The organism is Streptomyces sp. NK15101 (assembly GCF_020400725.1).
GTDB lineage: Bacteria > Actinomycetota > Actinomycetes > Streptomycetales > Streptomycetaceae > Streptomyces.
The window spans coordinates 59,180-84,363 of record NZ_JAINVG010000023.1 but is presented as its reverse complement, the minus strand read 5'-3'; the positions used below and the strand labels follow the sequence as shown (position 1 = coordinate 84,363).

Genomic DNA, 25,184 nt, shown 5'->3' with positions numbered 1-25,184 from the left:
AGGCTGGCGCTTCGCCGGCCGGGGAGCGCGGCAGCCGTGGCCGGGAGGTCGCCCGCGTGGCCGACGCCATGGGGCCGGTTGGCAGCGCGCGGCGCGGGTCGGGGTGCCGCGCCCGCGTCGGGTGACGCCCGGCGCCCGGATGCCCTCTCGCACCATACGCCGCCGGGCCGTACTCAGCCGGTGGTTGAGTATCCGCGCCCTGACGGCCGGCCCGGTCGCCGCGGGACCGTACCCGCATGGGAATCAGTGTGCGTGAACTCGCCGCCGCCACGCCCGCGACGCGGGACCGGTACGTCGACCTGCTCCGGGTCGCCTCGCTCGCGGTCGTCGTCCTCGGCCACTGGCTGATGGCTGCCGTCACCGCCGACGGGCAGGTCGGGAACCTGCTCGCCGTGGTGCCGGAACTCCAGGTGGTGACCTGGGTGTTCCAGGTGATGCCGGTGTTCTTCTTCGTCGGCGGCTTCTCGCACGCCCTCGCCCACCGCTCCCGCCCCCAGTACGCGGCCTTCCTGCGGGCCCGGCTCCAGCGGCTGTTGCGGCCGACGATGGTGTTCGTCGGGGTGTGGGGCGCGGCCGCGCTGGCGCTCCAGCTGTCCGGCGCCGAGGGAGGGCTCACCGGGGTCGCGCTGCGGCTCGTCACGCAGCCGCTGTGGTTCATCGGGATCTACCTCGCGATGGTGGCCTTCACGCCGCCGCTGCTGCGGCTGCACGAGCGGTGGGGCTGGGGCGCGTTCGGCGCGCTCGCCGGCGGGGCGGTCGCGGTGGACGTGCTGCGGTTCGCGGCGGACGTCCCCTTCGTCGAGTTCCTGAACTTCGCGTTCGTGTGGCTCGCCGTCCACCAGCTCGGCTTCCTCCGCGCCGACGGCATGATCCGCCGCCCGGCCCTGCTCGCCGCCGCGGGCCTCGTCGGCGCGACCGCGCTCGTCGCCCTCGGCCCGTACCCGCTGTCGATGGTCGGGATGCCCGGGGAGAAGGTGTCGAACATGGCCCCGCCGACCCTCGCCCTGCTCTGCCACGGGCTGTGGCTGGTCGGCGCGGTCGAGCTGCTGAGGGGCCCGGGGGCGCGGTTCGTCGCCCGTGCCGGGGTGTGGCGGGCGGTGGTCGCCGCCAACGGGATCGCGATGACGGCGTTCCTGTGGCACCTGACGGCCATGCTCGGCGTGTACGGGGCGCTGCTCGGTCTCGGCGTGGAGCTCCCGGCCCCGGCCTCGGGCGCCTGGTGGGCCCAGGTCCCGCTCCGGTTCGCGGCGGCGGCCGTGCTCACGGCCCTGCTCGTCGCCGTCTTCCGCCGCTTCGAGGCCCCGGTCCCGGCCGCTCCGGCGACCGGCACGGGCGGCCCGCTCGCCGCCCTCGGCATCACCCTCGCCCTGTTCGGCGTCCTGGGCCTGTCCCTGACGGGCTTCGGCGGTCTCCTCGACGGCCACGCGGCGACGCTGATCGCCGTCCCGGTCACCGCCCCGGCGGCCGTCGGCCTGGCCCTGGCGGGCTGGCTGCTCGTGGAGCGGGCGGGTCGGGGCCGGCGGGCCGGTTGACGGCAGACGCTCAGTCGTCGAGACGCTCGTCGTCGATGTCCACGGTCACGGTCCCCGGGGGATAGAGGTCCGCCCGGTCCGTGAGGATCAGGTCCATGGTGGGGCGATGAGGCGCGGGCAGCGCGGTGTAGAGCGCGTGGCAGACGTCGGGTCCGCCGAAACCGCCGCGAACCATCCGCGCGACGGTCACGGATGCGACCGTGTCGAGCGGGACGATGTCGATGCCGGGCAGCGCCAGGGCCGCGTCGCCCGCGCCTTCGTCCTCGGTCTCGGCCTGGAGGAGGCAGAGGGCGGGCACCTGGAGGTGACGGAACGGGGACGCGGCCGCGTTGTCGGCGACGCGCTGGAGCTTGCGGTGGCCGCGCGCGAGCGCGAGTACGGCGGAGGTGTCGAGAATGATCACGCCGCGGTGTCTCCGAGGGCCTTGCGGGCGTTCGCGGCGGCGATCTCGTAGACCTTGTCCAGCGCGTTCGGGGTCGCGTCGAACTCTTCGTCGGTGAGGGTGGAGTGCATCCGCTCGCGCATGATCCGCCGGCTCTCGGCCACCTTCTCCCGCGCCTGTGCGGCGGTGAGCTGGGTAGCGGCCAGCTCGGTGACGAGTGCTCCTATCGTGGTGCCCCGCTCGCGGGCCAGCGAGGCGAGATGGTCGCGGGTGGTGTCCGGCACCTTGATGGTGGAGTCAGCCATACGGCTACGGTACACCGCTGGTGCACCGGAGGTGTACCGGCGGTGGCGCGACGTACCCTAGGACGTCGATCGATCCCCCGTACAGGAGTCAACGTGGCCGTCAACCTGGTCAATGTCGAGGCCGTCAGCAAGGTGTACGGCACCCGTGCCCTGCTCGACGGGGTCTCGCTCGGCGTCTCCGAAGGGGACCGGATCGGGGTCGTCGGACGCAACGGCGACGGCAAGACCACCCTCATCCGGATGCTCGCCAAGCTGGAGGAGGCCGACACCGGCCGCGTCACCCACAGCGGTGGGCTCCGCCTCGGGGTGCTCACCCAGCACGACTCCCTCGACCCGAAGGCCACCATCCGGCACGAGGTCATCGGCGTCATGGCGGACCACGAGTGGGCGGGCAGCGCCAAGATCCGCGACGTGCTCACCGGGCTCTTCGGCGGGCTCGACCTGCCCGGCTTCGAGCAGGGCCTCGACACGGTCATCGGCCCGCTCTCCGGCGGCGAGCGGCGGCGCATCGCGCTCGCCAAGCTCCTCATCGAGGACCAGGACCTGATCGTCCTCGACGAGCCCACCAACCACCTCGACGTCGAGGGCATCGCCTGGCTCGCCGGCCACCTCCAGAACCGCCGCTCGGCGCTCGTCTGCGTCACCCACGACCGCTGGTTCCTCGACCAGGTCTGCACCCGCATGTGGGACGTGCAGCGCGGCGCCGTGCACGAGTACGAGGGCGGCTACTCCGACTACGTCTTCGCCCGCGCCGAGCGCGAGCGGATCGCCGCCACGGAGGAGGCCAAGCGGCAGAACCTGATGCGCAAGGAGCTGGCCTGGCTGCGTCGCGGCGCCCCCGCCCGCACCTCCAAGCCGCGCTACCGCATCGAGGCCGCGAACGAGCTGATCGCCGACGTGCCGCCGCCGCGCGACACCAGCGAGCTGATGAAGTTCGCCAACGCCCGCCTCGGCAAGACGGTCTTCGACCTGGAGGACGTGAGCATCACCGCCGGCCCCAAGGAGCTGCTCAAGCACCTCACCTGGCAGCTCGGGCCCGGCGACCGCATCGGCCTCGTCGGCGTCAACGGCGCGGGCAAGACCTCCCTCCTGCGGGCGCTCGCCGAGGCGGCCGCCAGCCAGGGCGAGAAGCAGCCGACCGCCGGCCGGATCGTCGTCGGCAAGACCGTCCGGCTCGCCTACCTCTCGCAGGACGTCACCGAACTCCCCGCCACCCTGCGCGTCCTGGAGGCCGTGCAGCAGGTCCGCGACCGGGTCGACCTCGGCAAGGGCCGCGAGATGACCGCCGGGCAGCTCTGCGAGCAGTTCGGCTTCTCCAAGGAGAAGCAGTGGACGCCGGTCGGCGACCTCTCCGGCGGTGAGCGCCGCCGCCTGCAGCTGCTGCGCCTGCTGATGGACGAGCCGAACGTCCTCTTCCTCGACGAGCCCACCAACGACCTCGACATCGAGACCCTGACGCAGCTGGAGGACCTCCTCGACGGCTGGCCGGGCTCCATGATCGTCATCTCCCACGACCGGTTCTTCATCGAGCGCACCACGGACCGGACGTTCGCGCTGCTCGGCGACAGGACCCTGCGGATGCTGCCGCGCGGCATCGACGAGTACCTGGAGCGGCGCCGGAAGATGATCGAGGCGTCGGTCCCGGCCCCCGCCGCCGCGCCCGCGCAGCAGAAGCCGGGCGTCTCCGCCGCGGACGCCCGCGCCGCCAAGAAGGAGCTGCAGAAGGTCGAGCGCCAGCTCGACAAGCTCTCCGACAAGGAGGCGAAGCTGCACGCCCAGATCGCCGACAACGCCACCGATTTCGAGAAGGTGGCGAAGCTCGACGCGGAGCTCCGGGAACTCGCGGGGGAGCGGGAGGAATTGGAGATGCGCTGGCTCGAGCTGGCCGAGGACGCCTAGTCCCGACCGGGTCAGGACGCATAACAAGGGCATCACGGGCCGGTCCTCCCTTGGGAACAAGGGGCGGACCGGTCGCTTTTGCGCCATCGCGTGAGTGGTAGAAAGAAAACCCGCTCACGTCTAGGGGGAAACCGCTGATGACCCAGCCGCCCAGCAACCAGCCGCCGGGGGGCTTCGGAGCCCCTCAGGACCCGAACCAGGGGCCGGGCCAGGGCATGCCGCCCGTGCCGCCGGTCCCGCCGCAGGCGCCGCAGACCCCGCCGCCGGCCGCGCCGGGACCGTACGGACAGCCGACGCAGCCCGGTTACGGGTACCCGCAGCAGCCGGGGCAGGCCCCGCAGTCCGGTCCGTACGGCCAGCCCGGCCCCTATGGGCAGCCGGCGGCGCAGCCGTACGGCTACCCGCAGCAGGGCCAGCCCGGCCAGCCCGGTCCGTACGGGCAGCAGCAGAACCCTTACGGCGGCTACCCGACCCAGCCCATGTACCAGGGCGCCCCCACCCCGCCGCAGACTCCCGGCGGCGGCGGTCCGTTCAAGGGCCGGACCGGTGTCGTCGCGGCCGTGGCCGCCGCGGCCGTCCTGGTCGCCGCCGTCACGACCTGGGCCGTCGTCGGCGGGGACGACGAGAAGGACCCGGTCGCACAGCCCACCGCCACGGCCACCTCCGGCGCCCCCAAGCCCACCGAGTCGGTGGACCAAGGCGACGGCACGGGTGACGGCGGCAACGGCGAGGAGGACCTCAACGCGGGCCGCCAGGCCGGCGAGGCGAAGGTCGACTGGCTGCTGAAGAACGACGTCGACCTGCCCCGCAACGGCTCCGACGTCTTCGGCCCGTGGATCGTCGGCGACACCGTCGTCAAGGCGATGTACAAGGGCGTCGACGGCTACGCCCTGAGCGACGGCAAGCGCAAGTGGCACGTCGACCTGCCGTTCGAGCTGTGCGCGGTCCCGCCGGAGCCCGCCGCCGACGGCTCCATGGTCTTCGGCTACGCCGAGAGCGCCAAGGACGGCGCCAAGTGCACCCAGCTCCAGAAGATCGACCTCAAGACGGGCAAGGCCGGCTGGAAGAAGGCCGTCCCGAAGGCCACGGGCTTCTTCGCCTTCTCCGACAACACCCTTGCCATCAGCGGCAACACGGTCACCGCCGCCGGTTCCAGCAGCGCGTACGGCTTCTCCCTCGCCGACGGCCGGCAGCTCTTCAAGGGCCCCGACTCCGGCTGCAAGCCCTTCGCCTACGCGGGCGGCAGCAAGCTGATCGCCGCCATGGACTGCCCGTCGGGCAGCACCACCAAGAAGATCCAGGCGATCGGCCAGGTCGACCCCAACACCGGCAAGCCCAAGTACACCTTCCGGCTGGAGGCGAACTGGGAGGTCGACAAGGTCTACTCGGTCGACCCGCTGGTCGTCTCGGCCACCCAGCGCGACCAGAAGAAGTGGTCCATCTTCGCGCTCGACGCCAACGGCAGGCTCCGCTCCCAGATCCAGGGCGGCAACGACAAGTTCGCCCCCTCGTGCGGCGGCAGCTTCGTCATCTTCGGCAAGAACCTCCAGGGCTGCACGGGTGTCGCGGCCGACGCGAACACCTTCTACATGGCCACCGAGGCCGATTACGGCAAGTCCAACGAGGTCGTCGCCTTCGACCTGAAGACCGGCAAGGCCAAGTGGCGCGCCAAGGCGCCCGAGGGACGGTCGATGACCCCGCTGCGGATGGAGGGCTCCGACGTCCTCCTCTACGTGGACGCCACGTACGACAAGGGCGGTGCCGTCGCCACCCTCGCCCCGACCGGCGGCGCGCCGAAGATCCTGCTCCAGCACCCGGCCTCGACCGCCGGGATCGAGGGCAACTTCTACGACGCGAGCTTCGCCTACGGCAGCGGCACCTTCGTGGTGGCGAGCGGACGTGTGTCGGCGTCCAACGACAAGGACGAGATGCAGGTCAAGACGATGATGGCCTTCAGCAAGTGAGGTACACGGACCGATGACGCAGCCACCCCCGCCGCCGCCGAACCAACCCCCGGACCCGCAGGGCGGCTTCGGCGCCCCGACGCCCCCGCCGCCGCAGCAGCAGCCGGGGTACGGCTACCCGCAGCAGCAGCCGGCCCAGCCCGACCCGGGCTACGGATACCCGCAGCAGCAGCAGCCGGCCCAGCCCGATCCGGGCTACGGCCACCCGCAACAGCCCCAGGTACCGCAGCAGCCTTACGGCTATCCCACCGCGCCCCAGCAGCCGCAGCAGCCCCAGCAGTACGGCGGCTATCCGCAGCAGCCGGGCCAGCCCCCGTACGGCTACCCGACCCAGCCGCAGCAGGCCTACGGCGGCTACCAGCAGCCCGTCGCTCCGGTCCCGGGCGGCGGCAGGAAGCTGTCGGCGCAGCTCCAGATCGTCATCGCGGCGGCCGTCGCCGTGGTCCTGATCATCGGCGCCGGCATCTGGTACGCCAACTCCGGTGGCGACGACGGGGGCGACGAGGCCAAGGGCTCGGGCGGCACCTCGCAGGGCACCGGCGGTGGCGGGTCCACCGGCGGCAACGGGCTCGGCGGCGGCGGCAAGGAGAAGGTCCCGGCGAACACCCAGGCGAAGCTGGCCTTCTCCCTGCCGCAGCCGAAGGTCGCGGACATCACCGACGTCTCCGGCTCCTGGATCACCGACAAGGCGTTCGTGAAGCCGGGCGTGAACTCGCTGGTCGCCTACGACCTGGACAAGGGCAGCGTCCTGTGGACGCTGCCGCTGACCGGCCAGGTCTGCGGCGCCTCGCGGCACGTCACCAAGGACGACAAGGCGCCGATCCTCTTCGAGGCCAAGAAGCGGGTGGGGCCGCGCTACTACCAGCCGTGCACCGAGGTCGGCGTGGTCGACCTGAACACCGGCAAGCTGCTGTGGTCGGCCTCGGTCACCGGCGGCAGCGCCGGCGACCAGAAGGCGCGGTTCAGCGAGGTCACGCTCAGCGGGACGACCGTCGCGGCCGGCGGCACCGACGGCGGCGCCGCCTTCGACCTCGCCAACGGCAACCCGCGCTGGAAGCCGCAGGCCAACGACCAGAACTGCTACGACATGGGGTACGGCGGCGGGGAGGGCCTCGTCGCGGTCCGCAAGTGCGGGGCGTACGACAGCCCGAACGTGCTGATCCAGAACCTCAACCCGATGACGGGCGCCCCGCTCTCGCAGTTCAAGATGCCGCCCGGCGTGAAGTACGCCTCGGTCGTCTCCACGAAGCCGCTGGTCGTCGCGGCCGACATCGGCGACAGCTCCGGTGACGGCAGCGGCATCACGGACTTCTTCTCGATCGACGAGAAGACCGGGAAGCTGAAGACGAAGATCACGGCGGACCCGGATCAGTACGCGGCCCGCTGCCGCCCGACCGAGGTCGAGTCCTGCCAGCAGGCGCTCGTCGGCAACGGCCGGCTGTACCTGCCGACCGAGGAGCACGAGGGCAGCACCGGCGAGTACGGCGACGAGACGAACGAGATCATCGGCTTCGACCTGGCCACCGGGCGCACGGTGCCGGAGAAGGCCGACGCCGGGGACAAGTACACCTTCGTCCCGCTGCGGATGGACGGCGGCAACCTCATCGCCTACAAGGAGCCCCCCTACGGCAAGGGCGGCCGGATCGTCTCGGTCGACGGCGGCACGATGAAGGAGACGCTGCTCCTGGAGAACCCGGGGAACAAGTCGCTCAACAGCCCCGAGTCGAGCTTCAGCCTGAACGGCGCCGAACTGCTCTACCAGGACGGCCGGTTCTTCATCTCGGAGACGCTGATCAGCAAGCCCCGGGAGTCGACCGGGACCAACGACATCAAGGAGTACCTGCTGGTCTCCTTCTCCGCCGGGCACTGAGACGCCGGGCACTGGCGACACGTCGGGCGGCCGTGGGCCCCTCCGGTGATCCGGAGGGGCCCACGCGCATGTCGGCGGCCGGGGCGGGGGAGCGTGTAGCTTGCCGGGTCAGGCCGCCGGGGCGTCCGGCCGGCCAGGAGGAGGGGGGAAGACCGGGATGGGCGTACGCCTCGTGGTGGTGGACGACCACCGCCTGCTCGCGGAGGCGCTCGCCTCGGCGCTGAAGCTGCGCGGGCACCGGGTGCTCGCGGCGGCCGCGCCGGTGGCGGGGGCCGCGGAGGTGGTGGTGGGCCGGGCGCCGGAGGTCTGCCTCCTGGGCACGGCGACGCCGGACGCCCCGGGGACCTTCGACCCGGTCGTACGGATCAAGCGGGAGCGGCCGCAGGTGGCCGTCGTGGTGCTCGGCCCGGTGCCGTCGCCGCGCGGGATCGCGGCGGCGTTCGCGGCCGGGGCCTCGGGGTACGTCCGCCACGACGAGCGCATCGAGGGCGTCGAGCGGGCCCTGGTGAAGGCCCGGGCGGGGGAGTCGGCGGTGGCGCCGCAGCTGCTCCAGGGGGCCTTCGCGGAGCTGCTGCACCCCTCGGCGCAGCCGGACGACGAGGCGCAGCGGCTGCTCCGGCTGCTCACGCAGCGGGAGGTGGAGGTCCTGGTGCGGGTGGCGGAGGGCGAGGACACCCGGCTGATCGCGGCGGGGATGGGGATCGCGCCGAGCACGGCGCGGACGCACGTGCAGCGGGTCCTGATGAAGCTGGGGGTCGGTTCGCGCCTGGAGGCGGCGGCGCTCGCGGCGCGTACGGGGCTGCTCGACCGGGCGGTGCCGGGGCCCCGCGGCTCCCTCTGAGGCTGCTCACCGGTCCCCCTTGAGGGTGACATCGGCGGGTCCCGGTCACCGGGGCCCGCTTCGCCATTGACGGGGATGTTTGAATGTGATTCTTTGTGCGTGGTTATGTTTGGTCCCGTCGGAGGGCATCCCCGTGAAGAAGACCGTCACCACGCTCGCCGACGGGCGCGAGCTGATCTACTACGACACGCGCGACGACACCGTCCGCACCGCCGTCGACCCCCGCCCCCTCACCCCCGTCGTCTCCCGCTCCGAGATCCGGTACGACGAGCTGACCGGCGACCCCGTCGCCATCGCCTCGCACCGGCAGGCCCGCACCTACCACCCGCCGGCCGACGCCTGCCCGCTCTGCCCCGCCAGGGGCGGCCGCGAGAGCGAGATCCCCGAGGAGAGCTACGAGGTGACGGTCTTCGAGAACCGCTTCCCCTCGCTCTCCGGCGGCGTCGGCCGCTGCGAGGTCGTCTGCTTCACCGACGACCACACGGACTCCTTCGCCGACCTCACCGAGGAGCGCGCCGCGCTCGTCCTCGACGCCTGGACCGACCGGACCGCCGCCCTCTCCGCCCTCCCCGGCGTCGAGCAGGTCTACTGCTTCGAGAACCGCGGCGCGGAGATCGGCGTCACCCTGCCCCACGCGCACGGCCAGATCTACGCCTTCCCGTACGTCACGCCCCGGACGGCCGCCATGCGCCGCCGCCTGGACGAGCACCGCGCGGCGACCGGACGGAACCTCTTCGACGACGTCGTCGCCCGGGAGCGGGCCGACGGCGAGCGGGTGGTCCTGGAGACCGAGCACTGGATCGCCTTCGTGCCCTACGCCGCCCACTGGCCGTACGAGGTGCACCTCCACCCCAGGCGCCGGGTGCCCGACCTGCTCGCCCTCGACGCCGCGGCCCGCACAGAGTGCGCACAGGTCCTTCTGGAACTCTTGAGGCGCTTCGACCGGATCTTCGGCCCGGACGAGCCGCCGACGCCCTACATCGCCGCCTGGCACCAGGCGCCCTTCACGGACGAGCGGCGCGGGGACTTCGGACTGCACCTGGAGCTTTTCACCGTCCGACGGGCCTCTGGCAAGCTGAAGTTCCTCGCGGGCACCGAGTCCGGCATGGGCGCGTTCATGAACGACGTGAGGCCGGAGGACGCGGCCCGACGACTCCGAGAGGTGGCGAGCAAGTGACCACGGCAGCGAAGAAGTACCTGGTGACCGGAGGTGCCGGGTACGTGGGCAGCGTGGTCGCCGCCCACCTCCTGGAGCGGGGCCACCGGGTCACCGTCCTCGACGACCTCTCCACCGGCTTCGCCGAAGCCGTCCCCGAGGGCGCCGAGTTCGTCCGGGGCCGCGTCCAGGACGCCGCGAACTGGCTCGACTCCTCCTACGACGGCGTCCTGCACTTCGCCGCCTTCTCCCAGGTCGGCGAGTCCGTCGCCAGGCCCGAGAAGTACTGGGAGAACAACGTCGGCGGCACCATGGCCCTGCTCGCCGCCCTGCGCGGAGCCGGCGTCCGCAAGCTGGTCTTCTCGTCCACCGCCGCCACCTACGGCGAGCCGGAGACCGTGCCGATCACCGAGACCGCGCCGACCGCGCCCACCAGCCCGTACGGGGCGAGCAAGCTGGCCGTCGACCACATGATCGGCGGGGAGTGCGCCGCGCACGGCCTGGCCGCCGTCTCGCTGCGCTACTTCAACGTCGCCGGGGCGTACGGCTCCCTCGGCGAGCGCCACGAGCCCGAGTCCCACCTCATCCCGCTCGTCCTCCAGGTCGCCCTCGGCCGGCGCGAGGCGATCTCCGTGTACGGCGAGGACTACCCGACCCCGGACGGCACCTGCGTCCGCGACTACATCCACGTCGCCGACCTCGCCGAGGCCCACCTCCTGGCCCTCGACGCGATGACGGAGGACGCCGTCCCGGCCGGCGAGCACCTGATCTGCAACCTGGGCAACGGCAACGGCTTCTCCGTCCGCGAGGTCGTCGAGACCGTCCGCAAGGTCACCGGCCACCCGGTCCCGGAGATCACCGCCCCGCGCCGCCCCGGCGACCCCGCCGTCCTCGTCGCCTCGGCCGAGGCCGCCCGCGAGCGGCTCGGCTGGACGCCGTCCCGCCCGGACCTCGCCGACGTCGTCGCCGACGCCTGGGCGTTCGCCCGGTTCCGCGAGGAGGAGGGCGCATGAGCCTCGCCGCCGACTTCGAGGCGCTGTACGGCGCCGCGCCCGACGGCCTCTGGGCCGCCCCCGGCCGGGTCAACCTCATCGGGGAGTACACCGACTTCAACGACGGCTTCGTGCTGCCGCTCGCACTGCCGCACACCACCGTCGCCGCCGTCTCCCGCCGCGACGACGGCGTCCTGCGCCTGCACTCCGCCGACGTCGACGGCGGGATCGTCCAGCTGGACGTCGCGGGCCTGGAGCCGCTCTCCGGCGGCGGTGGCGGCTGGGCGGCCTATCCGGCCGGTGTGGTCTGGGCGCTGCGGGAGGCCGGGCACCCGGTCACCGGCGCCGACGTCCACCTCACCTCGACCGTGCCGGCCGGCGCGGGCCTCTCCTCCTCGGCGGCCCTGGAGGTCGTCACCGCGCTCGCCCTGAACGACCTGTTCGGGCTCGGGCTCTCCCGTCCCGAACTCGCCCGGCTCGCCCAGCGCGCCGAGAACGCCTTCGTCGGCGTGCCCTGCGGGGTCATGGACCAGATGGCCTCCGCCTGCGCCGAGGAGGGGCACGCCCTCCATCTGGACACCCGGGACCTCTCGTACCGCCAGGTCCCCTTCGACCTGGCGCGCGAGGGGCTCCGGCTGCTCGTCGTCGACACCCGCGTGAAGCACGCGCTCGGAGACGGCGCGTACGCCGAGCGGCGCGCCGGGTGCGAAGCGGGTGCGCGGGCGCTCGGCGTGCGCACCCTGCGCGAAGTCAGCGCCGCGCATCTACCGGAAGCCCTCGCACGGTTGGGCGACGAGACGATTCTCCGGTACGTGCGCCACGTCGTCACCGACAACGCCCGCGTCGAGCGGACCATCGCGCTGCTCGACGCCGGCGCCACCCGCGCGGTCGGCCCGGTCCTCACCGAGGGCCACGCCTCCCTCCGCGACGACCTGCGGGTCTCCTGCCCCGAGCTGGACCTCGTCGTCGAGGCGGCGAACGCGGCCGGGGCGCTCGGCGCCCGGATGACCGGCGGCGGCTTCGGCGGCTCCGCCGTCGTCCTCGTGGAGACCGGGCGGGCGGAGGAGGTGGCCGCGGCCGTCGGCAAGGCCTTCGCCGAGGCCGGGTACGCGGCCCCGGGGATCTTCCCGGCCGTCCCCTCGGCGGGCGCGCACCGCCTCTGAACGGCCTCTCCGGACCACCGCTCGCGTTCACACGACTTCGGACAGTTCCGCGAAACGGCCCCCGCCGTGGCGCCCCGCCCCTACCCTGAGGGCAGCGCCGGTGGGGGCCGGTGCTGTTCAGGGGGCGAGACCCGTCGGGTACGGCGTCAGGAGCGGGGTAGCAGTCAACGCACGGCGGCGGCCGTGTCCTTGACGGACCCGCCTCCGGCGCCGTACCCGCGTCGGTCCGTTCCTCGACACTTGGGAGTGTCCGTGGCACGCATCCGCGTCCTGGTGGTGGACGACCACCGCATCTTCGCCGAATCGCTGGCCGCCGCCCTCGCGGCGGAGCCCGATGTCGACGTCGCCGCCGCCGGCAGCGGCCCGGCGGCCCTGCGCTGCCTGGAGCGCGGCGCGGCGGAGGGCCGCAGGTTCGACGTGCTGCTCGTCGACGCCGAGCTCGGCGCGGGCCCCGCCGGAGCGGCCGCGGCGCGCCCGGTGCCCGACGACGCCGAGGGCGCCGTGGACGGGATCTCGCTGGTCACGGGCGTGCGACGGATGCAGCCCGCGCTCCGTACGGTCGTCCTCGCGGAGAAGGACGACCCGCGCCGGGCCGCGCTCGCGCTCCAGGCCGGGGCCTCCGGCTGGGTCGCGAAGGACTGCTCGCTGCAGCGGCTGCTCGCGGTGGTCCGGGGCGTGCTGCGGGACGAGACGCATCTGCCGCCCGCGCTGCTCACGGGCGTCCTGCGGGAGCTGACGGAGGCGCGCAGGCACCGGACGGACAGCGAGCGGCTCGTGGAGTCGCTGACCCCGCGCGAGCGGGAGGTGCTGCGCTGCATGGTCGCGGGCCTGGGCCGCAAGGCGGTCGCCGAGCGCCTCTTCCTCTCTCCGCACACCGTCCGTACGCACATGCAGAACGTGCTCGGGAAGCTGGGCGTGCACTCGACGCTGGCCGCGGTCGCGCTGGCCCGCCGGGCGGGCGTGGGCCCCGCGGAGCCGGTGCTACCCGGGAATGTTGTCGAACGGGGCGGTCAGCCGGCGTAGCAGCGCGGCCAGGTCGCCGCGCTGGGCGCGGGAGAGCTGGGCCAGGATGGCGCGCTCCTGGGCGAGGAGTCCGGCGAGCGCCTCGTCGGCGCGGTCGCGGCCCTCGGGGGTGAGCCGGACCAGGACCCCGCGCCGGTCGCTGGGGTCGGGGAGCCGCTCGACGAGGCCCTTCTTGGTGAGCCGGTCGATGCGGTTGGTCATGGTGCCGGAGGTGACCAGGGTCTGGGTGAGGAGCTGCCCGGGGGAGAGCTGGTAGGGCGCTCCGGCGCGGCGCAGCGAGGTGAGGACGTCGAACTCCCAGGGCTCCAGCTGGTGCTCGGAGAAGGCGAGCCGACGGGCGCGGTCGAGGTGGCGGGCGAGCCGCGAGACACGGCTGAGCACCTCGAGCGGTTCCACGTCGAGGTCGGGGCGCTCGCGGCGCCATGCTGCGACCAGTCGGTCGACCTCGTCCTCCATGACGATCAGTGTAGAGGGTCTGTTGACATAAAGTCTCTTGTATTCGAGTTTCTCGATGTCAAGTATCTTGGGGTCAAGATATATTTTCCTGGACTATGGGGAAGGGACCCCGCCGGAACTCCGTTCCGCTTCGGCAACTCGTGCCAGCAAGGGGGCTTCGAACATGCATTCCGTGGACACCGCCGCACCAACCTGGGATCCACAGCAGTACCTCCGACACTCCGGTCACCGCACCCGCCCGTTCCTCGATCTCCTCGCCCGAATACCGCAGCTGCCCACCCAGCAGCGACCCGCCCGCATCGCCGACCTCGGCTGCGGACCCGGCAATGTGACGGTCCTCCTCGCCGACCGGTGGACCGACGCCCACATCACCGGGTTCGACCTCTCGCCCGAGATGCTGGAGCGCGCCGAGAAGGACTGGGCGGGCACCACCCGGGGCGGCGGCTGGCTCGACTTCCGGCCCGCCGACGCCGCCCACTGGACCCCCGACGAGCCCTACGACCTGATCGTCTCCAACGCCGCCCTCCAGTGGGTGCCCAACCACCCCGAGTCCTTCGCCGCCTGGATCGACGGCCTCCGCCCCGGCGGCACCCTGGCCTTCCAGGTCCCCGGCAACTTCACCTCGCCCAGCCACGCCCTGCTCGGCGAACTCTGCGAAGCCCCCGAGTGGCGGGCCCGCCCCGGCGACCAGGGCCGCCGCTACGTCCACGTCCTCGACACCGCCGACTCCCTCCCCCGCCTCACCGACCTCGGCTGCGAGACGGACGTCTGGGAGACCACGTACTGCCAGCTGCTCCAGGGGGAGGATCCCGTCCTGGACTGGGTCAAGGGCACCGCGCTGCGGCCCGTCCTCACGACCCTGGGCGACGACCGGGAGGCGGTCGACGCCTTCCTCGCCCAGTACCGCCTGCTCCTCCGCGAGGCCTACCCGCCGGGCCCGCACGGCACGGTCTTCCCCTTCCGCCGGATCTTCGCCGTCGCCCGCAAGAAGCCCTGAGGGGCGTGAACGCGCGGGCGCCCCGCACCGGATCTCCGGTGCGGGGCGCCCGTGGGGCACTCGGTCCGTTACTGGACGGAGTTGTAGATCCCCCAGCCGTTGCCGATCTTGGCGCGCGAGGTGAACTTGCCCGGGGTGGTGTTCAGGTAGCTGTAGAGGTCGCCGCCCGAGGTGATGCCGAGGAGGTCGCCCTTGCCGTCGGCGTTGAGGTCGCCGGGGGCGACGATCTTGGAGTACGTGTTCCAGCCGGTGCCGATCTTCAGACGGCTCTTGAACGGCGTGGTGGCGTTGCCGGTGCCGGCGTACAGGTACAGGTCGCCGCCGGAGGTGCGGGCCACGATGTCCGTGCGGCCGTCGCCGGTGTAGTCACCCGCGCCGACGATCTTGTTGTAGATGCCCCAGCCGGTACCGACCTTGATGCGGGTGGCGAGGGCGGTGCCGGCGCCGTTGCCCTTGTACAGGTAGAGGTCGCCGCCGGAGGTGCGGGCGAGCAGGTCGCCCTTGCCGTCGCCGGACAGGTCGCCGGGGGCGACCAGGGTGTTGTAGATGCCCCAGCCGCCGCCGAGGTCCTCGTCGTCGACCCACAGGTGGCCGTCGACCACCGCGGCGAAGTCGGACAGACCGTCCGAGTTCAGCGAGGAGAAGTGGATCGGGGCCGGGCCGCCCGTGAGGCCGCCGGCCTCGATGATCTCGATGCGCGGGTCCAGCTTGCCGGTGGTGCTGTTGTAGTACCAGTACAGGGCCCCGCCGGGAGTGGTGGCGAAGATGCCCTCCTTGCCCGTGTACGGGTTGGCGCCGGAGCCCGCGAACTGCGAGACACCCGCCCACTCGCCCGTGCCGCTGCTCACCTGACGGGCGGCCAGGGTGCCGTTGCCGTTGGCCGCGTAGAAGTACAGGGTGCCCGCGTTGTCCCGGGCGAGGAGGTCGCCGTCGCCGGCGGGCAGGATCTGGTTGTAGATGTTCCAGCCGCCGCCGACGGACTGGCGGGCGGCGAACGGCTGGGTGGTGCTGCCCGTACCGGCGTAGAAGTACAGGGTGCCGCTGGCGGTGTCGCGGGCGTACAGGTCGCCCTTGCCGTCACCGTTGCCGTCGCCGAGGCCCACGAGCTGGTCGTAGGCGCCCCAGCCGCCGCCGATGAGGATCCGGCCGCCGAACGGCGCGTCCAGGTTGCCGGTGGCCAGGTACAGGTACAGCTGGCCGTCCTTGGTGCGGGCGACCACGTCGGCGCGGCCGTCGCCGTTCACGTCGCCGGGCGAGGTGACCTTGTTGTAGGTCTGCCAGCCACCGCCGACCGTGTGCTCGTACGGCGTGCCGGTCGGGTCGGCGTCCGCGTACAGCTTGAGCGTGCCGTTCTCGGAGATGACGAGGACCTCGGGCTCGGTGGTGTCACCGCCCTGCTGGCCGATCGGGACGATCTCCTTGGCGATGTCCTGGAAGCCGCGGTTGAGCTCGAAGATGTCACCGACGCCGGTGGACGTGCTCGTGTAGAGCTCGCCCTCCACGCCCCGGAAGATGAGGTCGTCGATGCCGTCGCCGTCCAGGTCGGACAGCGGCTGCGAGACGGCCTCGGCCGAGGCGACGCCGGCACGGTCGGCGCCCTTCTTCGGGAGCGTCAGCTTCGGCGGGGTGAAGGAGGGCGCCTCCTTCTTGACGGACGGAAGCGGCGCCGGGGTGTCGGCGGCGGAGGCCGTGCCCGCGAGGAGCATGCCGGCGGAGAGAGCGAGAGCGGTGCAGGCCGCGACGCGGCGAGCGCGCTTGGAGTGCTGGAACAGCAAGAGATCCCCCCCGGGACCTAGAGGTTCGACAGAACCAAACAGGGGGGCTCGTACGGCATCGAACGGCGTCAGCGCAGGCCAGTGGGCATGCGGAGGCGACCTCGTTCGAAGGTCGGAACACCCCCCCGGATGTTGAACACGAGTGTACTCATCCCCACTCCTTACGCCAGCGATCTTTTCGTGAACGCGAGACGCCCCGCACCGGAACCTCCGGTGCGGGGCGCCCTGTCGGGTCCCGGTCGTCAGGACGCGGCGTTGTAGATGCCCCAGCCGTAGCCGATCTTGGCGCGGGGGGTGAACTTGCCCGGGGCGGTGTTCAGGTAGCGGTAGACGTCACCACCGGAGGTGACGCCGAGCAGGTCGGCCTTGCCGTCCGCGTCGAGGTCACCGGGGGCGACCAGCTTGGAGTACGTGTTCCAGCCGGTGCCGATCTTCAGGCGCGCCTTGAACGGCGTGGTGGCGACGCCGGTGCCGGCGTAGAGGTACAGGTCGCCGCCGGGGGTGCGGGCCACGAGGTCGGTGCGGCCGTCGCCGGTGTGGTCGCCGGCGCCGACGAGGCGGTCGTACGCGCCCCAGCCGCTGCCGACCTTCACACGGGCGGAGACGGCGGTGCCGGCACCGTTGCCCTTGTACAGGTAGAGCACGCCGGAGCGGTCGCGGGCGAGCAGGTCGCCCTTGCCGTCGCCGGACAGGTCACCGGGGCCGACGATCGCGTTGTAGATGTCCCAGCCGCCGCCGATGCGGTTGCCCGCGATGTAGAGGGTGCCCTGCCAGACCTCCGACACGTCGGACGAGCCGTCCAGGTCCATCGAGGACACGTGCGTGAAGTTCGCCCCCGCCCAGCCGCCCGTGTCGCCGACCTGGCTGCGGCTGCCGAGCGCGCCCGTGGTCGTGGCGCCGTACCAGAACATCGTCCCGGCCTTGTCCCGCGCCAGTGCGCCTTCCTTGTTGCCCGTGACGGGGTTGTTGCCCGCCCCGCCGAACTGCGGGACGCCGGCCCAGCCGCCCGTGTCGCTGACCTGCTGACGGGCCGCGAGGGTGCCGTCGCCCCTGCCGACGTAGTACCAGAACGTGCCCTTGATGTCGCGGGCGATCAGCTCGCCGTTGCCGTCGCCGTTGTCGTCGCCGACGGGCATGATCTGGTTGTAGATTCCCCAGCCGCTGCCGACGGCCCTGCGGGCGGCGAACGGCTTGGCCTTGTCGCCCGTACCGGCGTAGAACCACAGGGTGCCGGCGGTGTCGCGGCCGATCAGGTCCGCCCAGCCGTCGGCGTTGTTGTCGCCGATGCCGAAGAGCTGGTCGTAGACGTTGTAGCCGGTGCCGATCTTCACGCGCGACGCGAACGGCGCGGTGCGGTTGCCGGTGGCGTAGTACAGGTACAGGTTGCCGTCGTGGTCGCGGGCGACCAGGTCCGCGCGGCCGTCGTCGTTCACGTCGCCGGGCGCGACGACCTTGTTGTAGACGCCCCAGCCGTTGCCGCTCCACGCGTGGCTCGCCGAGTAGGGCGTGGCGTCCGTGTACAGGTGGAGCGTGCCCGTCTGGGACAGCGTCAGGACCTCGGGGCCGCCGGGCTCCGCGTCCTGGTTGCCGATCGGGATGACGTCCTTCGGCGGCTGCGCCGAGAACGACCCGAACTGGCCGCCCTCGCCGGACGTGGTGGCCGTGTAGAGGTTGCCGTCCCAGGAGCGGTAGATCAGGTCGCCGCCGCCGTCGCCGTCGAAGTCCGACAGCTGCGGAGAGGCGCCGACCCCGGCGGCCGTGGCGCCGGCGCGAGCCGGCCCGGCCCCCGGGCGCGTCGGCGACGGCGGGGTGAAGTCCGCGGCCGGCTTCTCGACGGCCGGACGCGGCGACGGCGTCTCGGCGGACGCCGGGCTCGCGAGGAGCATGCCGGCGGAGAGGGCGAGCGCGGTGCACGCGCCGAGGCGCGTGCGCGTGAAGTGCACAGAACGCAAGAGATCCCCCCCAGGGATCAGAAATGTCTTCGGGCCGGGTACGGGTCCGCGGCGCCTCGCTACGGAGGAGAACGCGTACGAAGGGCGAACCCCCCGGGTGTCTGGGGAGCATACCTCCCGGACATGACAGCCTCCCGACGCACGCGGGACGCCCCGCACCGGCGGACCGGTGCGGGGCGTCCTGTCGGGGTGCGCGCGACGACTAGTACAGGCCGTTGTAGATCTGGTAGCCGGTGCCGATCGAGGCGCGCGGCTTGAAGACGTAGCCGGTGTCGCCGGTGCCGGAATAGCGGAACAGCTCGCCGCCCGAGTTCACCGCCAGGAGGTCGGCCTTGCCGTCGCCGGTGACGTCACCGGGCGCCACGATCTTCGCGTACGCGTTCCAGCCGCCGCCGATCTTCACGCGGGACTTGAACGCGTAACTGGCCTGACCGGTGCCCTGGTACAGGTACAGGGTGCCGTCCTTGGCGCGGGCGATCAGGTCGCCCCGGCCGTCGCCGCTGTAGTCGCCCGAACCGACGATCCGGTCGTACGCGTTCCAGCCGCTGCCGATCTTGACGCGGGCGTGCAGGGCGGTGCCGTCGTAGTTGCTCCGGTACAGCCACAGGACGCCGTCGCGGTCACGGGCCACGAAGTCGCCGGTGCCGTCGCCGTTCAGGTCGCCCGGGCCGGCGATCTGGTTGATCGCGCCCCAGCCGCCGCCGAAGTCGACGCCGTTGCCGTAGAGGCGGCCGTCGAAGATCTCCAGCGTGTCGGAGACCCCGTCCCGGCCGAGCGAGTTGACCTCGAAGAGCGTCGCGCCGTACCAGCCGTTGTCGTCGCTGATCTGGTCGCGGGCCGCGAGCCGGCCGTTGTTCAGCGAGTTGTACCAGAAGAGCGTGCCGCCCTTGGTGCGGGCGACCATGCCCTCCTTGCCGTGCGCCGGGACGTTGCCCGCGCCGGAGAACTGGTCCACCCCGGCCCAGACGCCTGTGGAGCCGACCTGCTTGCGGGAGGTGTAGTAGCCGCTGCCGGTGCCGAAATACTCGTACAGCGTGCCGTCGACGCCGCGCGCGAGGACGTCGGGGACCCCGTTGGCGTTGTCGTCGTCGATGCCGATGATCTGGTTGTACTGCTGCCAGCCCCGGCCGACCTCCTTGCGGGCCTTCACCGTGTACGGGCTGCCGGTGCTCCCGTAGTAGAAGAGCACGCCGGAGGGCGTACGGGCGAGGAAGTCGCCGTTGCCGTCGCCGTCGCTGTCTCCGAGGCCGATCAGCTGGTCGTAGTACTGCCAGCCCTTGCCGACCAGCTTGCGCGCGTGGAACGGGGCGTTCCAGGTGCCGGTCGAGACGTAGACCCACAGCTCGCCCGAGGGCGTGCGGGCCAGCACGTCGGCGCGGCCGTCCCCGCTGATGTCGCCCGGCGAGAAGACCTTGTTGTAGATCTGCCAGCCCGGACCGGACCAGCGGTAGTTCCCGTAGGACGGGGTGGAGTCGCCGTACAGGCTCAGCCAGCCGAACTTCGAGATCGTCAGGATCTCGGGACCGCTGCCGTTCAGGTCCTGGTCGCCGAGCGGGATGACGTCCTTGATGAAGGAGGTGTCACCGTCGTTGCGGTAGAACTCGGCGCCCTCGGAGTTCGTCGTAGCCGTGCGCAGCTGGCCGCCGAGGCGGATGATGAGGTCGCTCTGGCCGTCGCCGTCGAGGTCCGAGCGCGACGGCGGACGCTCCGCCGTGACGCCGGCGGCCCCGGCGCGGGCACCGTCGGTCTGCGGGACGGCCCGCAGCGACGGCGCGGTGGGAGCCTGCGCGGGCTTCTCGGCGACCGCGTGCGGCGCCGGGGAGTCGGCCGACGCGGGGCTCGCGAGGAGCATGCCCGCGGAGACGGCGAGAGCGGTGCAGCCGGCGAGACGGCGAGCACGCTTGGAACGCATGAAGAACAAAAAGATCCCCCCCAGGGATCAGAGGTTCGACTGGAACCAAACAGGGGGGTTCGAACAACGTCGAACGGCGTCAGCGCGCGATGGTAGGAACGCGGAGACGACCTCGTAGGACGGTCGGGACACCCCCCCGGATGTTGAACACGAGTCTACTCACGGCGCGGCCGATTACCAGACGTTTACCTCACCGAAGCCGACCGTACGGTCGTTTCTCGCTCCGGGCGCCCGTGCCGGCCCCCCGCCCGGCCCGTCGGCCGCTCAGCTCTTCCGGTGCCCTATCAACCGCGGCTTCTGCTCCAGACCGTCCAGCCCGTGCCACGCCAGGTTCACCAGGTGCGCCGCGACCTCCGCCTTCTTCGGCTTGCGGACGTCCAGCCACCACTGGCCCGTCAGCGCCACGCTGCCCACCAGCGCCTGCGCGTACAGCGGCGCCAGCTTCGGGTCGAAACCGCGCGCCTTGAACTCCAGGCCCAGGATGTCCTCCACCTGCGTGGCGATGTCGCTGATCAGCGACGCGAACGTGCCCGTCGACTGCGCCACCGGCGAGTCCCGTACGAGGATCCGGAAACCGTCCGTGTAGTTCTCGATGTAGTCGAGCAGCGCGAACGCCGCCTGCTCCAGGAGCTCCCGCGGATGCCCCGCCGTCAGCGCCCCCGTCACCCCGTCCAGGAGCTGCCGCATCTCCCGGTCGACCACGACCGCGTACAGCCCCTCCTTCCCCCCGAAGTGTTCGTACACCACCGGCTTGGACACCCCGGCCTTCGCCGCGATCTCCTCCACCGACGTGCCCTCGAAGCCCTTCTCCGCGAAGAGCGTGCGACCGATGTCGAGCAACTGCTCCCGGCGCTCCGCGCCCGTCATCCGCACCCGGCGGCCACGCCGGGGCTTCTGCTCTCCGCCGCTGCCGCCCGTACCGCCGGTCCTGCCCTCGATCGCCACGTCTTCCATCATGCCGCGTTCGAGGACGCGCTCTGGCGGCGGGCTTCGATGCGGGACTTCGCCGGCCAGCGCACATCGGTCGCCCAGCCCAGCTGCTCGAACCAGCGGATGAGCCGCGCGCTGGAGTCCAGCTGCCCGCGCAGCACCCCGTGCCGGGCCGACGTCGGGTCCGCGTGGTGCAGGTTGTGCCAGGACTCGCCGCAGGACAGCACCGCCAGCCACCACACGTTGCCCGAGCGGTCACGCGACTTGAACGGCCGCTTGCCCACCGCGTGACAGATCGAGTTGATCGACCACGTCACGTGGTGCAGCAGCGCCACCCGCACCAGCGAGCCCCAGAAGAACGCCGTGAACGCGCCCCACCACGACATCGTCACCAGACCGCCCACCAGCGGCGGGATCGCCAGCGACACGACCGTCCACAGCACGAACTGGCGCGAGATCGCCCGGATCGCCGGATCCTTGATCAGATCGGGGGCGTACTTGTGCTGCGGCGTCTGCTCCTCGTCGAACATCCAGCCGATGTGCGCCCACCACAGGCCCTTCATCAGCGCCGGAACCGTCTCGCCGAACCGCCACGGCGAGTGCGGGTCGCCCTCCGCGTCCGAGAACTTGTGGTGCTTGCGGTGGTCCGCCACCCAGCGCACCAGCGGACCCTCCACGGCCAGCGAACCCATGACCGCGAGGGCGATCCGCAGCGGCCGCTTCGCCTTGAAGGAACCGTGCGTGAAGTACCGGTGGAAACCGATCGTGATCCCGTGGCAGCCGATGTAGTACATCGCCACCATCAGCCCCAGATCCAGCCAGCTCACCCCCCAGCCCCACGCCAGCGGTACCGCGGCGAGCAGTGCCAGGAACGGCACCGTGATGAACAGCAGCAGGGTGATCTGCTCGATCGAACGCTTGCTGTCCCCGCCCAGCGTGGCGGAAGGCAGCGCCTCGGCGTCCGGCGCCTCGGACGCCGACGTCATCTCGGGGCTCATGGTCATGGATGTCCCTGGGGGGTGAGGGGAAGGGGAAACGCGTCGAAGGACGGATCCGTGGCTACGCCTCCGTAACCTACGGCGTCGTAAGTATGGCAGCGCCGTGGCGCGCGGCAAGAGGGCACAACAGGCCCCTGCCCGCCGCCCACCATGTGGACACCTATCCTGGGGACGTCGGACAGCGCGGTCCGCAAGCCTCCGGAAACCCCTCCAGACGTGCTCAAACACTGCAAGGAGCCGCACCTGTGAGCAGTGCCGACCAGACCCCCACCGCCAGCACCGAGCTGCGCGCCGACATCCGCCGACTGGGCGACCTCCTCGGCGAGACCATCGTCCGCCAGGAGGGTCACGACCTCCTCGACCTCGTCGAGAAGGTCCGCCGCCTCACCCGCGAGGACGGCGAAGCCGCCGCCGAGCTGCTCCGGGGCGTCGAACTCGAGACGGCCGCCAAGCTGGTGCGCGCCTTCTCCACCTACTTCCACCTCGCGAACGTCACCGAGCAGGTCCACCGCGGCCGCGAGATGCGCGAGAAGCGCGCCGCCGAGGGCGGCCTCCTCGCCCGCACCGCCGACATGCTCAAGGACGGCGACCCCGAGCACGTGCGCGAGACGGTCAAGAACCTCAACGTCCGGCCCGTCTTCACCGCACACCCCACCGAGGCGGCCCGCCGCTCGGTCCTCAACAAGCTCCGCCGGATCGCCGCCCTCCTGGAGACCCCGGTCGCCCAGGCCGACCGGCGCCGCACCGACCTCCGCCTCGCCGAGAACATCGACCTCATCTGGCAGACCGACGAGCTCCGGGTCGTCCGCCCCGAGCCCGCCGACGAGGCCCGCAACGCCATCTACTACCTCGACGAGCTGCACGCGAACGCCGTCGGCGACGTCCTGGAGGACCTCGCCGCCGAGCTGGAGCGCGTCGGCGTCGAACTGCCCTCCGGCACCCGCCCCCTCACCTTCGGCACCTGGATCGGCGGCGACCGCGACGGCAACCCCAACGTCACCCCCCAGGTGACCTGGGACATCCTGATCCTCCAGCACGAGCACGGCATCACCGACGCCCTCGAACTCATCGACTTCCTCCGCGGACTCCTCTCCAACTCCATCCGCTACACCGGGGCCACCCAGGAACTCCTGGACTCCCTCCAGCGCGACCTGGAGCTCCTCCCGGAGATCAGCCCCCGCTACAAGCGCCTCAACGCCGAGGAGCCCTACCGGCTCAAGGCCACCTGCATCCGGCAGAAGCTCGTCAACACCCGCGAGCGCCTCGCCCACGGCACCCCGCACCAGGAGGGCCGCGACTACCTCGGCACCGCCGACCTCATCCGCGACCTCACCCTGATCCAGACCTCGCTGCGCGAGCACCGCGGCGCCCTCTTCGCCGACGGTCGCATGGACCGGGTCATCCGCACCCTCTCCGCCTTCGGCCTCCAGCTCGCCACCATGGACGTCCGCGAGCACGCCGAAGCCCACCACCACGCCCTCGGCCAGCTCTTCGACCGCCTCGGCGAGGAGTCCTGGCGGTACGCGGACATGCCCCGCGACTACCGGCAGAAGCTCCTCGCCAAGGAGCTCCGCTCCCGCCGCCCGCTCGCCCCGACCCCGGCCCCGCTGGACGCCGCCGGCGAGAAGACCCTCGGCGTCTTCCACACCATCAAGGAGGCCTTCGAGCGCTTCGGCCCGGAGGTCATCGAGTCCTACATCATCTCGATGTGCCAGGGCGCCGACGACGTCTTCGCCGCCACCGTCCTCGCCCGCGAGGCCGGCCTCATCGACCTGCACGCCGGCTGGGCCAAGATCGGCATCGTGCCGCTCCTGGAGACCACCGACGAGCTCAAGGCCGCCGACGTCATCCTCGACGACATGCTCGCCGACCCCTCCTACCGGCGCCTCGTCTCGCTCCGCGGCGACGTCCAGGAGGTCATGCTCGGCTACTCCGACTCCTCCAAGTTCGGCGGCATCACCACCAGCCAGTGGGAGATCCACCGCGCCCAGCGCCGCCTGCGCGACGTCGCCCACCGCTACGGCGTCCGCCTCCGCCTCTTCCACGGCCGCGGCGGCACCGTCGGCCGAGGCGGCGGCCCCTCGCACGACGCGATCCTCGCCCAGCCCTGGGGCACCCTGGAGGGCGAGATCAAGGTGACCGAGCAGGGCGAGGTCATCTCCGACAAGTACCTCATCCCCTCCCTCGCCCGCGAGAACCTCGAACTGACCGTCGCCGCCACCCTGCAGGCCTCCGCCCTGCACACCGCGCCGCGCCAGTCCGACGAGGCCCTCGCCCGCTGGGACGCGGCCATGGACGTCGTCTCCGACGCCGCCCACGCCGCCTACCGCCGCCTCGTCGAGGACCCCGACCTGCCGACGTACTTCCTCGCGTCGACACCGGTGGACCAGCTCGCCGACCTGCACCTGGGCTCCCGGCCCTCCCGCCGCCCCGGCTCCGGCGTCTCGCTCGACGGACTGCGGGCCATCCCGTGGGTGTTCGGCTGGACCCAGTCCCGGCAGATCGTCCCCGGCTGGTTCGGCGTCGGCTCCGGCCTCAAGGCCCTGCGCGACGCCGGCCTCGACGCCGTCCTCGGCGAGATGCACGAACGCTGGGGCTTCTTCCGCAACTTCCTCTCCAACGTGGAGATGACGCTCGCCAAGACCGACCTGCGCATCGCCCGCCACTACGTCGACACCCTCGTCCCCGACCACCTCAAGCACGTCTTCGACACCATCGAGGCCGAACACGCGCTGACCGTCGCCGAGGTCCTCAAGGTCACCGGCGGCGAGCGGCTCCTCGACTCCAACCCGGTCCTCCAGCAGACCTTCGCCATCCGCGACGCCTACCTGGACCCGATCTCCTACCTCCAGGTCGCGCTCCTCGCCCGCCAGCGCGCGGACGCCGAGCGCGGCGAGGACCCGGACCCGCTGCTCGCACGGGCCCTGCTCCTCACCGTCAACGGCGTGGCGGCGGGCCTCCGCAACACCGGCTGACGGTCCTCCCGCACCCGTGACGATGCCCCCGTGGAATCCTCCACGGGGGCATCGTCACGACG

General features: G+C 72.1%; 19 protein-coding genes. 11 read left to right on the top strand and 8 right to left on the bottom strand.

Annotated features, from left to right (window positions below; genetic code table 11):
• Positions 1 to 236: 236 nt before the first annotated feature.
• Positions 237 to 1,532 (top strand): acyltransferase, encoded by a 1,296-nt coding sequence (locus K7G60_RS15280; protein WP_225801443.1) that lies wholly within the window; start codon positions 237 to 239, stop codon positions 1,530 to 1,532.
• Between the two features lie 10 nt (positions 1,533 to 1,542).
• On the opposite strand, the gene K7G60_RS15275 is transcribed toward K7G60_RS15280, so the two are convergent.
• Positions 1,543 to 1,935 (bottom strand): hypothetical protein, encoded by a 393-nt coding sequence (locus tag K7G60_RS15275; protein WP_123459142.1) that lies wholly within the window; start codon positions 1,933 to 1,935, stop codon positions 1,543 to 1,545.
• Entirely contained in the window at positions 1,932 to 2,219 is a 288-nt protein-coding gene (locus K7G60_RS15270) for a hypothetical protein (RefSeq protein WP_123459143.1), read from the bottom strand. The genes K7G60_RS15275 and K7G60_RS15270 overlap by 4 nt, the downstream gene beginning before the upstream one ends.
• Positions 2,220 to 2,312: 93 nt before the next feature.
• Here K7G60_RS15270 and K7G60_RS15265 point away from each other — a divergent pair, with 93 nt between their 5' ends.
• The 8 genes from K7G60_RS15265 to K7G60_RS15230 all read left to right on the top strand — a co-directional run bounded on the left by K7G60_RS15265 (position 2,313) and on the right by K7G60_RS15230 (position 13,127).
• Complete coding sequence (locus tag K7G60_RS15265) at positions 2,313 to 4,118, top strand: ABC-F family ATP-binding cassette domain-containing protein (RefSeq protein ID WP_225801442.1); 1,806 nt, start codon at positions 2,313 to 2,315, stop codon at positions 4,116 to 4,118.
• A 137-nt stretch (positions 4,119 to 4,255) separates the two neighbouring features.
• Complete coding sequence (locus tag K7G60_RS15260) at positions 4,256 to 6,082, top strand: PQQ-binding-like beta-propeller repeat protein (protein WP_225801441.1); 1,827 nt, start codon at positions 4,256 to 4,258, stop codon at positions 6,080 to 6,082.
• 13 nt (positions 6,083 to 6,095) lie between these two features.
• Entirely contained in the window at positions 6,096 to 7,952 is a 1,857-nt protein-coding gene (locus K7G60_RS15255; protein WP_225801440.1) for a PQQ-binding-like beta-propeller repeat protein, read from the top strand.
• A 157-nt stretch (positions 7,953 to 8,109) separates the two neighbouring features.
• Entirely contained in the window at positions 8,110 to 8,793 is a 684-nt protein-coding gene (locus K7G60_RS15250) for a LuxR C-terminal-related transcriptional regulator (RefSeq protein WP_225801439.1), read from the top strand.
• A gap of 133 nt (positions 8,794 to 8,926) precedes the next feature.
• A complete protein-coding gene (gene galT / locus K7G60_RS15245) occupies positions 8,927 to 9,970 on the top strand; it encodes a galactose-1-phosphate uridylyltransferase (protein WP_225801438.1) in 1,044 nt (347 codons plus the stop codon).
• Positions 9,967 to 10,962, top strand: coding sequence for a UDP-glucose 4-epimerase GalE (gene galE, locus K7G60_RS15240; protein ID WP_225801437.1), 996 nt, complete (start codon positions 9,967 to 9,969; stop codon positions 10,960 to 10,962). Before galT ends, galE begins: the two co-directional genes overlap by 4 nt.
• Positions 10,959 to 12,104 carry a galactokinase gene (galK, locus tag K7G60_RS15235; RefSeq protein WP_225801436.1) on the top strand — a complete coding sequence of 382 codons (1,146 nt, stop codon included), beginning with the start codon at positions 10,959 to 10,961 and terminating at the stop codon, positions 12,102 to 12,104. The genes galE and galK overlap by 4 nt, the downstream gene beginning before the upstream one ends.
• A 252-nt stretch (positions 12,105 to 12,356) precedes the next feature.
• The gene (locus K7G60_RS15230; RefSeq protein ID WP_225801435.1) at positions 12,357 to 13,127 is read left to right on the top strand and encodes a response regulator transcription factor; all 771 of its coding nucleotides are present in this window, start codon (positions 12,357 to 12,359) and stop codon (positions 13,125 to 13,127) included.
• Here K7G60_RS15230 and K7G60_RS15225 read toward each other — a convergent pair.
• Complete coding sequence (locus K7G60_RS15225) at positions 13,086 to 13,583, bottom strand: MarR family winged helix-turn-helix transcriptional regulator (protein ID WP_189508020.1); 498 nt, start codon at positions 13,581 to 13,583, stop codon at positions 13,086 to 13,088. The genes K7G60_RS15230 and K7G60_RS15225 overlap by 42 nt on opposite strands.
• A 163-nt stretch (positions 13,584 to 13,746) precedes the next feature.
• On the opposite strand from K7G60_RS15225, the gene K7G60_RS15220 reads away from it, so the two are divergent.
• Entirely contained in the window at positions 13,747 to 14,580 is an 834-nt protein-coding gene (locus K7G60_RS15220) for a trans-aconitate 2-methyltransferase (RefSeq protein WP_225801434.1), read from the top strand.
• A 68-nt stretch (positions 14,581 to 14,648) separates the two neighbouring features.
• Here K7G60_RS15220 and K7G60_RS15215 read toward each other — a convergent pair whose 3' ends face one another.
• From K7G60_RS15215 to K7G60_RS15195, 5 genes are all read right to left on the bottom strand, one after another.
• A complete protein-coding gene (locus K7G60_RS15215) occupies positions 14,649 to 16,355 on the bottom strand; it encodes a VCBS repeat-containing protein (protein ID WP_225801433.1) in 1,707 nt (568 codons plus the stop codon).
• A 242-nt stretch (positions 16,356 to 16,597) separates the two neighbouring features.
• Complete coding sequence (locus K7G60_RS15210) at positions 16,598 to 18,298, bottom strand: FG-GAP-like repeat-containing protein (RefSeq protein ID WP_225801456.1); 1,701 nt, start codon at positions 18,296 to 18,298, stop codon at positions 16,598 to 16,600.
• 211 nt (positions 18,299 to 18,509) lie between these two features.
• Positions 18,510 to 20,219 carry an FG-GAP-like repeat-containing protein gene (locus tag K7G60_RS15205; protein ID WP_225801432.1) on the bottom strand — a complete coding sequence of 570 codons (1,710 nt, stop codon included), beginning with the start codon at positions 20,217 to 20,219 and terminating at the stop codon, positions 18,510 to 18,512.
• Positions 20,220 to 20,483: 264 nt separating this feature from the next.
• Positions 20,484 to 21,173 (bottom strand): TetR/AcrR family transcriptional regulator, encoded by a 690-nt coding sequence (locus K7G60_RS15200; protein ID WP_225801455.1) that lies wholly within the window; start codon positions 21,171 to 21,173, stop codon positions 20,484 to 20,486.
• Entirely contained in the window at positions 21,173 to 22,153 is a 981-nt protein-coding gene (locus K7G60_RS15195) for a fatty acid desaturase (protein ID WP_225801431.1), read from the bottom strand. Before K7G60_RS15195 ends, K7G60_RS15200 begins: the two co-directional genes overlap by 1 nt.
• Positions 22,154 to 22,392: 239 nt before the next feature.
• On the opposite strand from K7G60_RS15195, the gene ppc reads away from it, so the two are divergent.
• Positions 22,393 to 25,122 (top strand): phosphoenolpyruvate carboxylase, encoded by a 2,730-nt coding sequence (gene ppc, locus K7G60_RS15190; protein ID WP_225801430.1) that lies wholly within the window; start codon positions 22,393 to 22,395, stop codon positions 25,120 to 25,122.
• Positions 25,123 to 25,184: the final 62 nt, after the last annotated feature.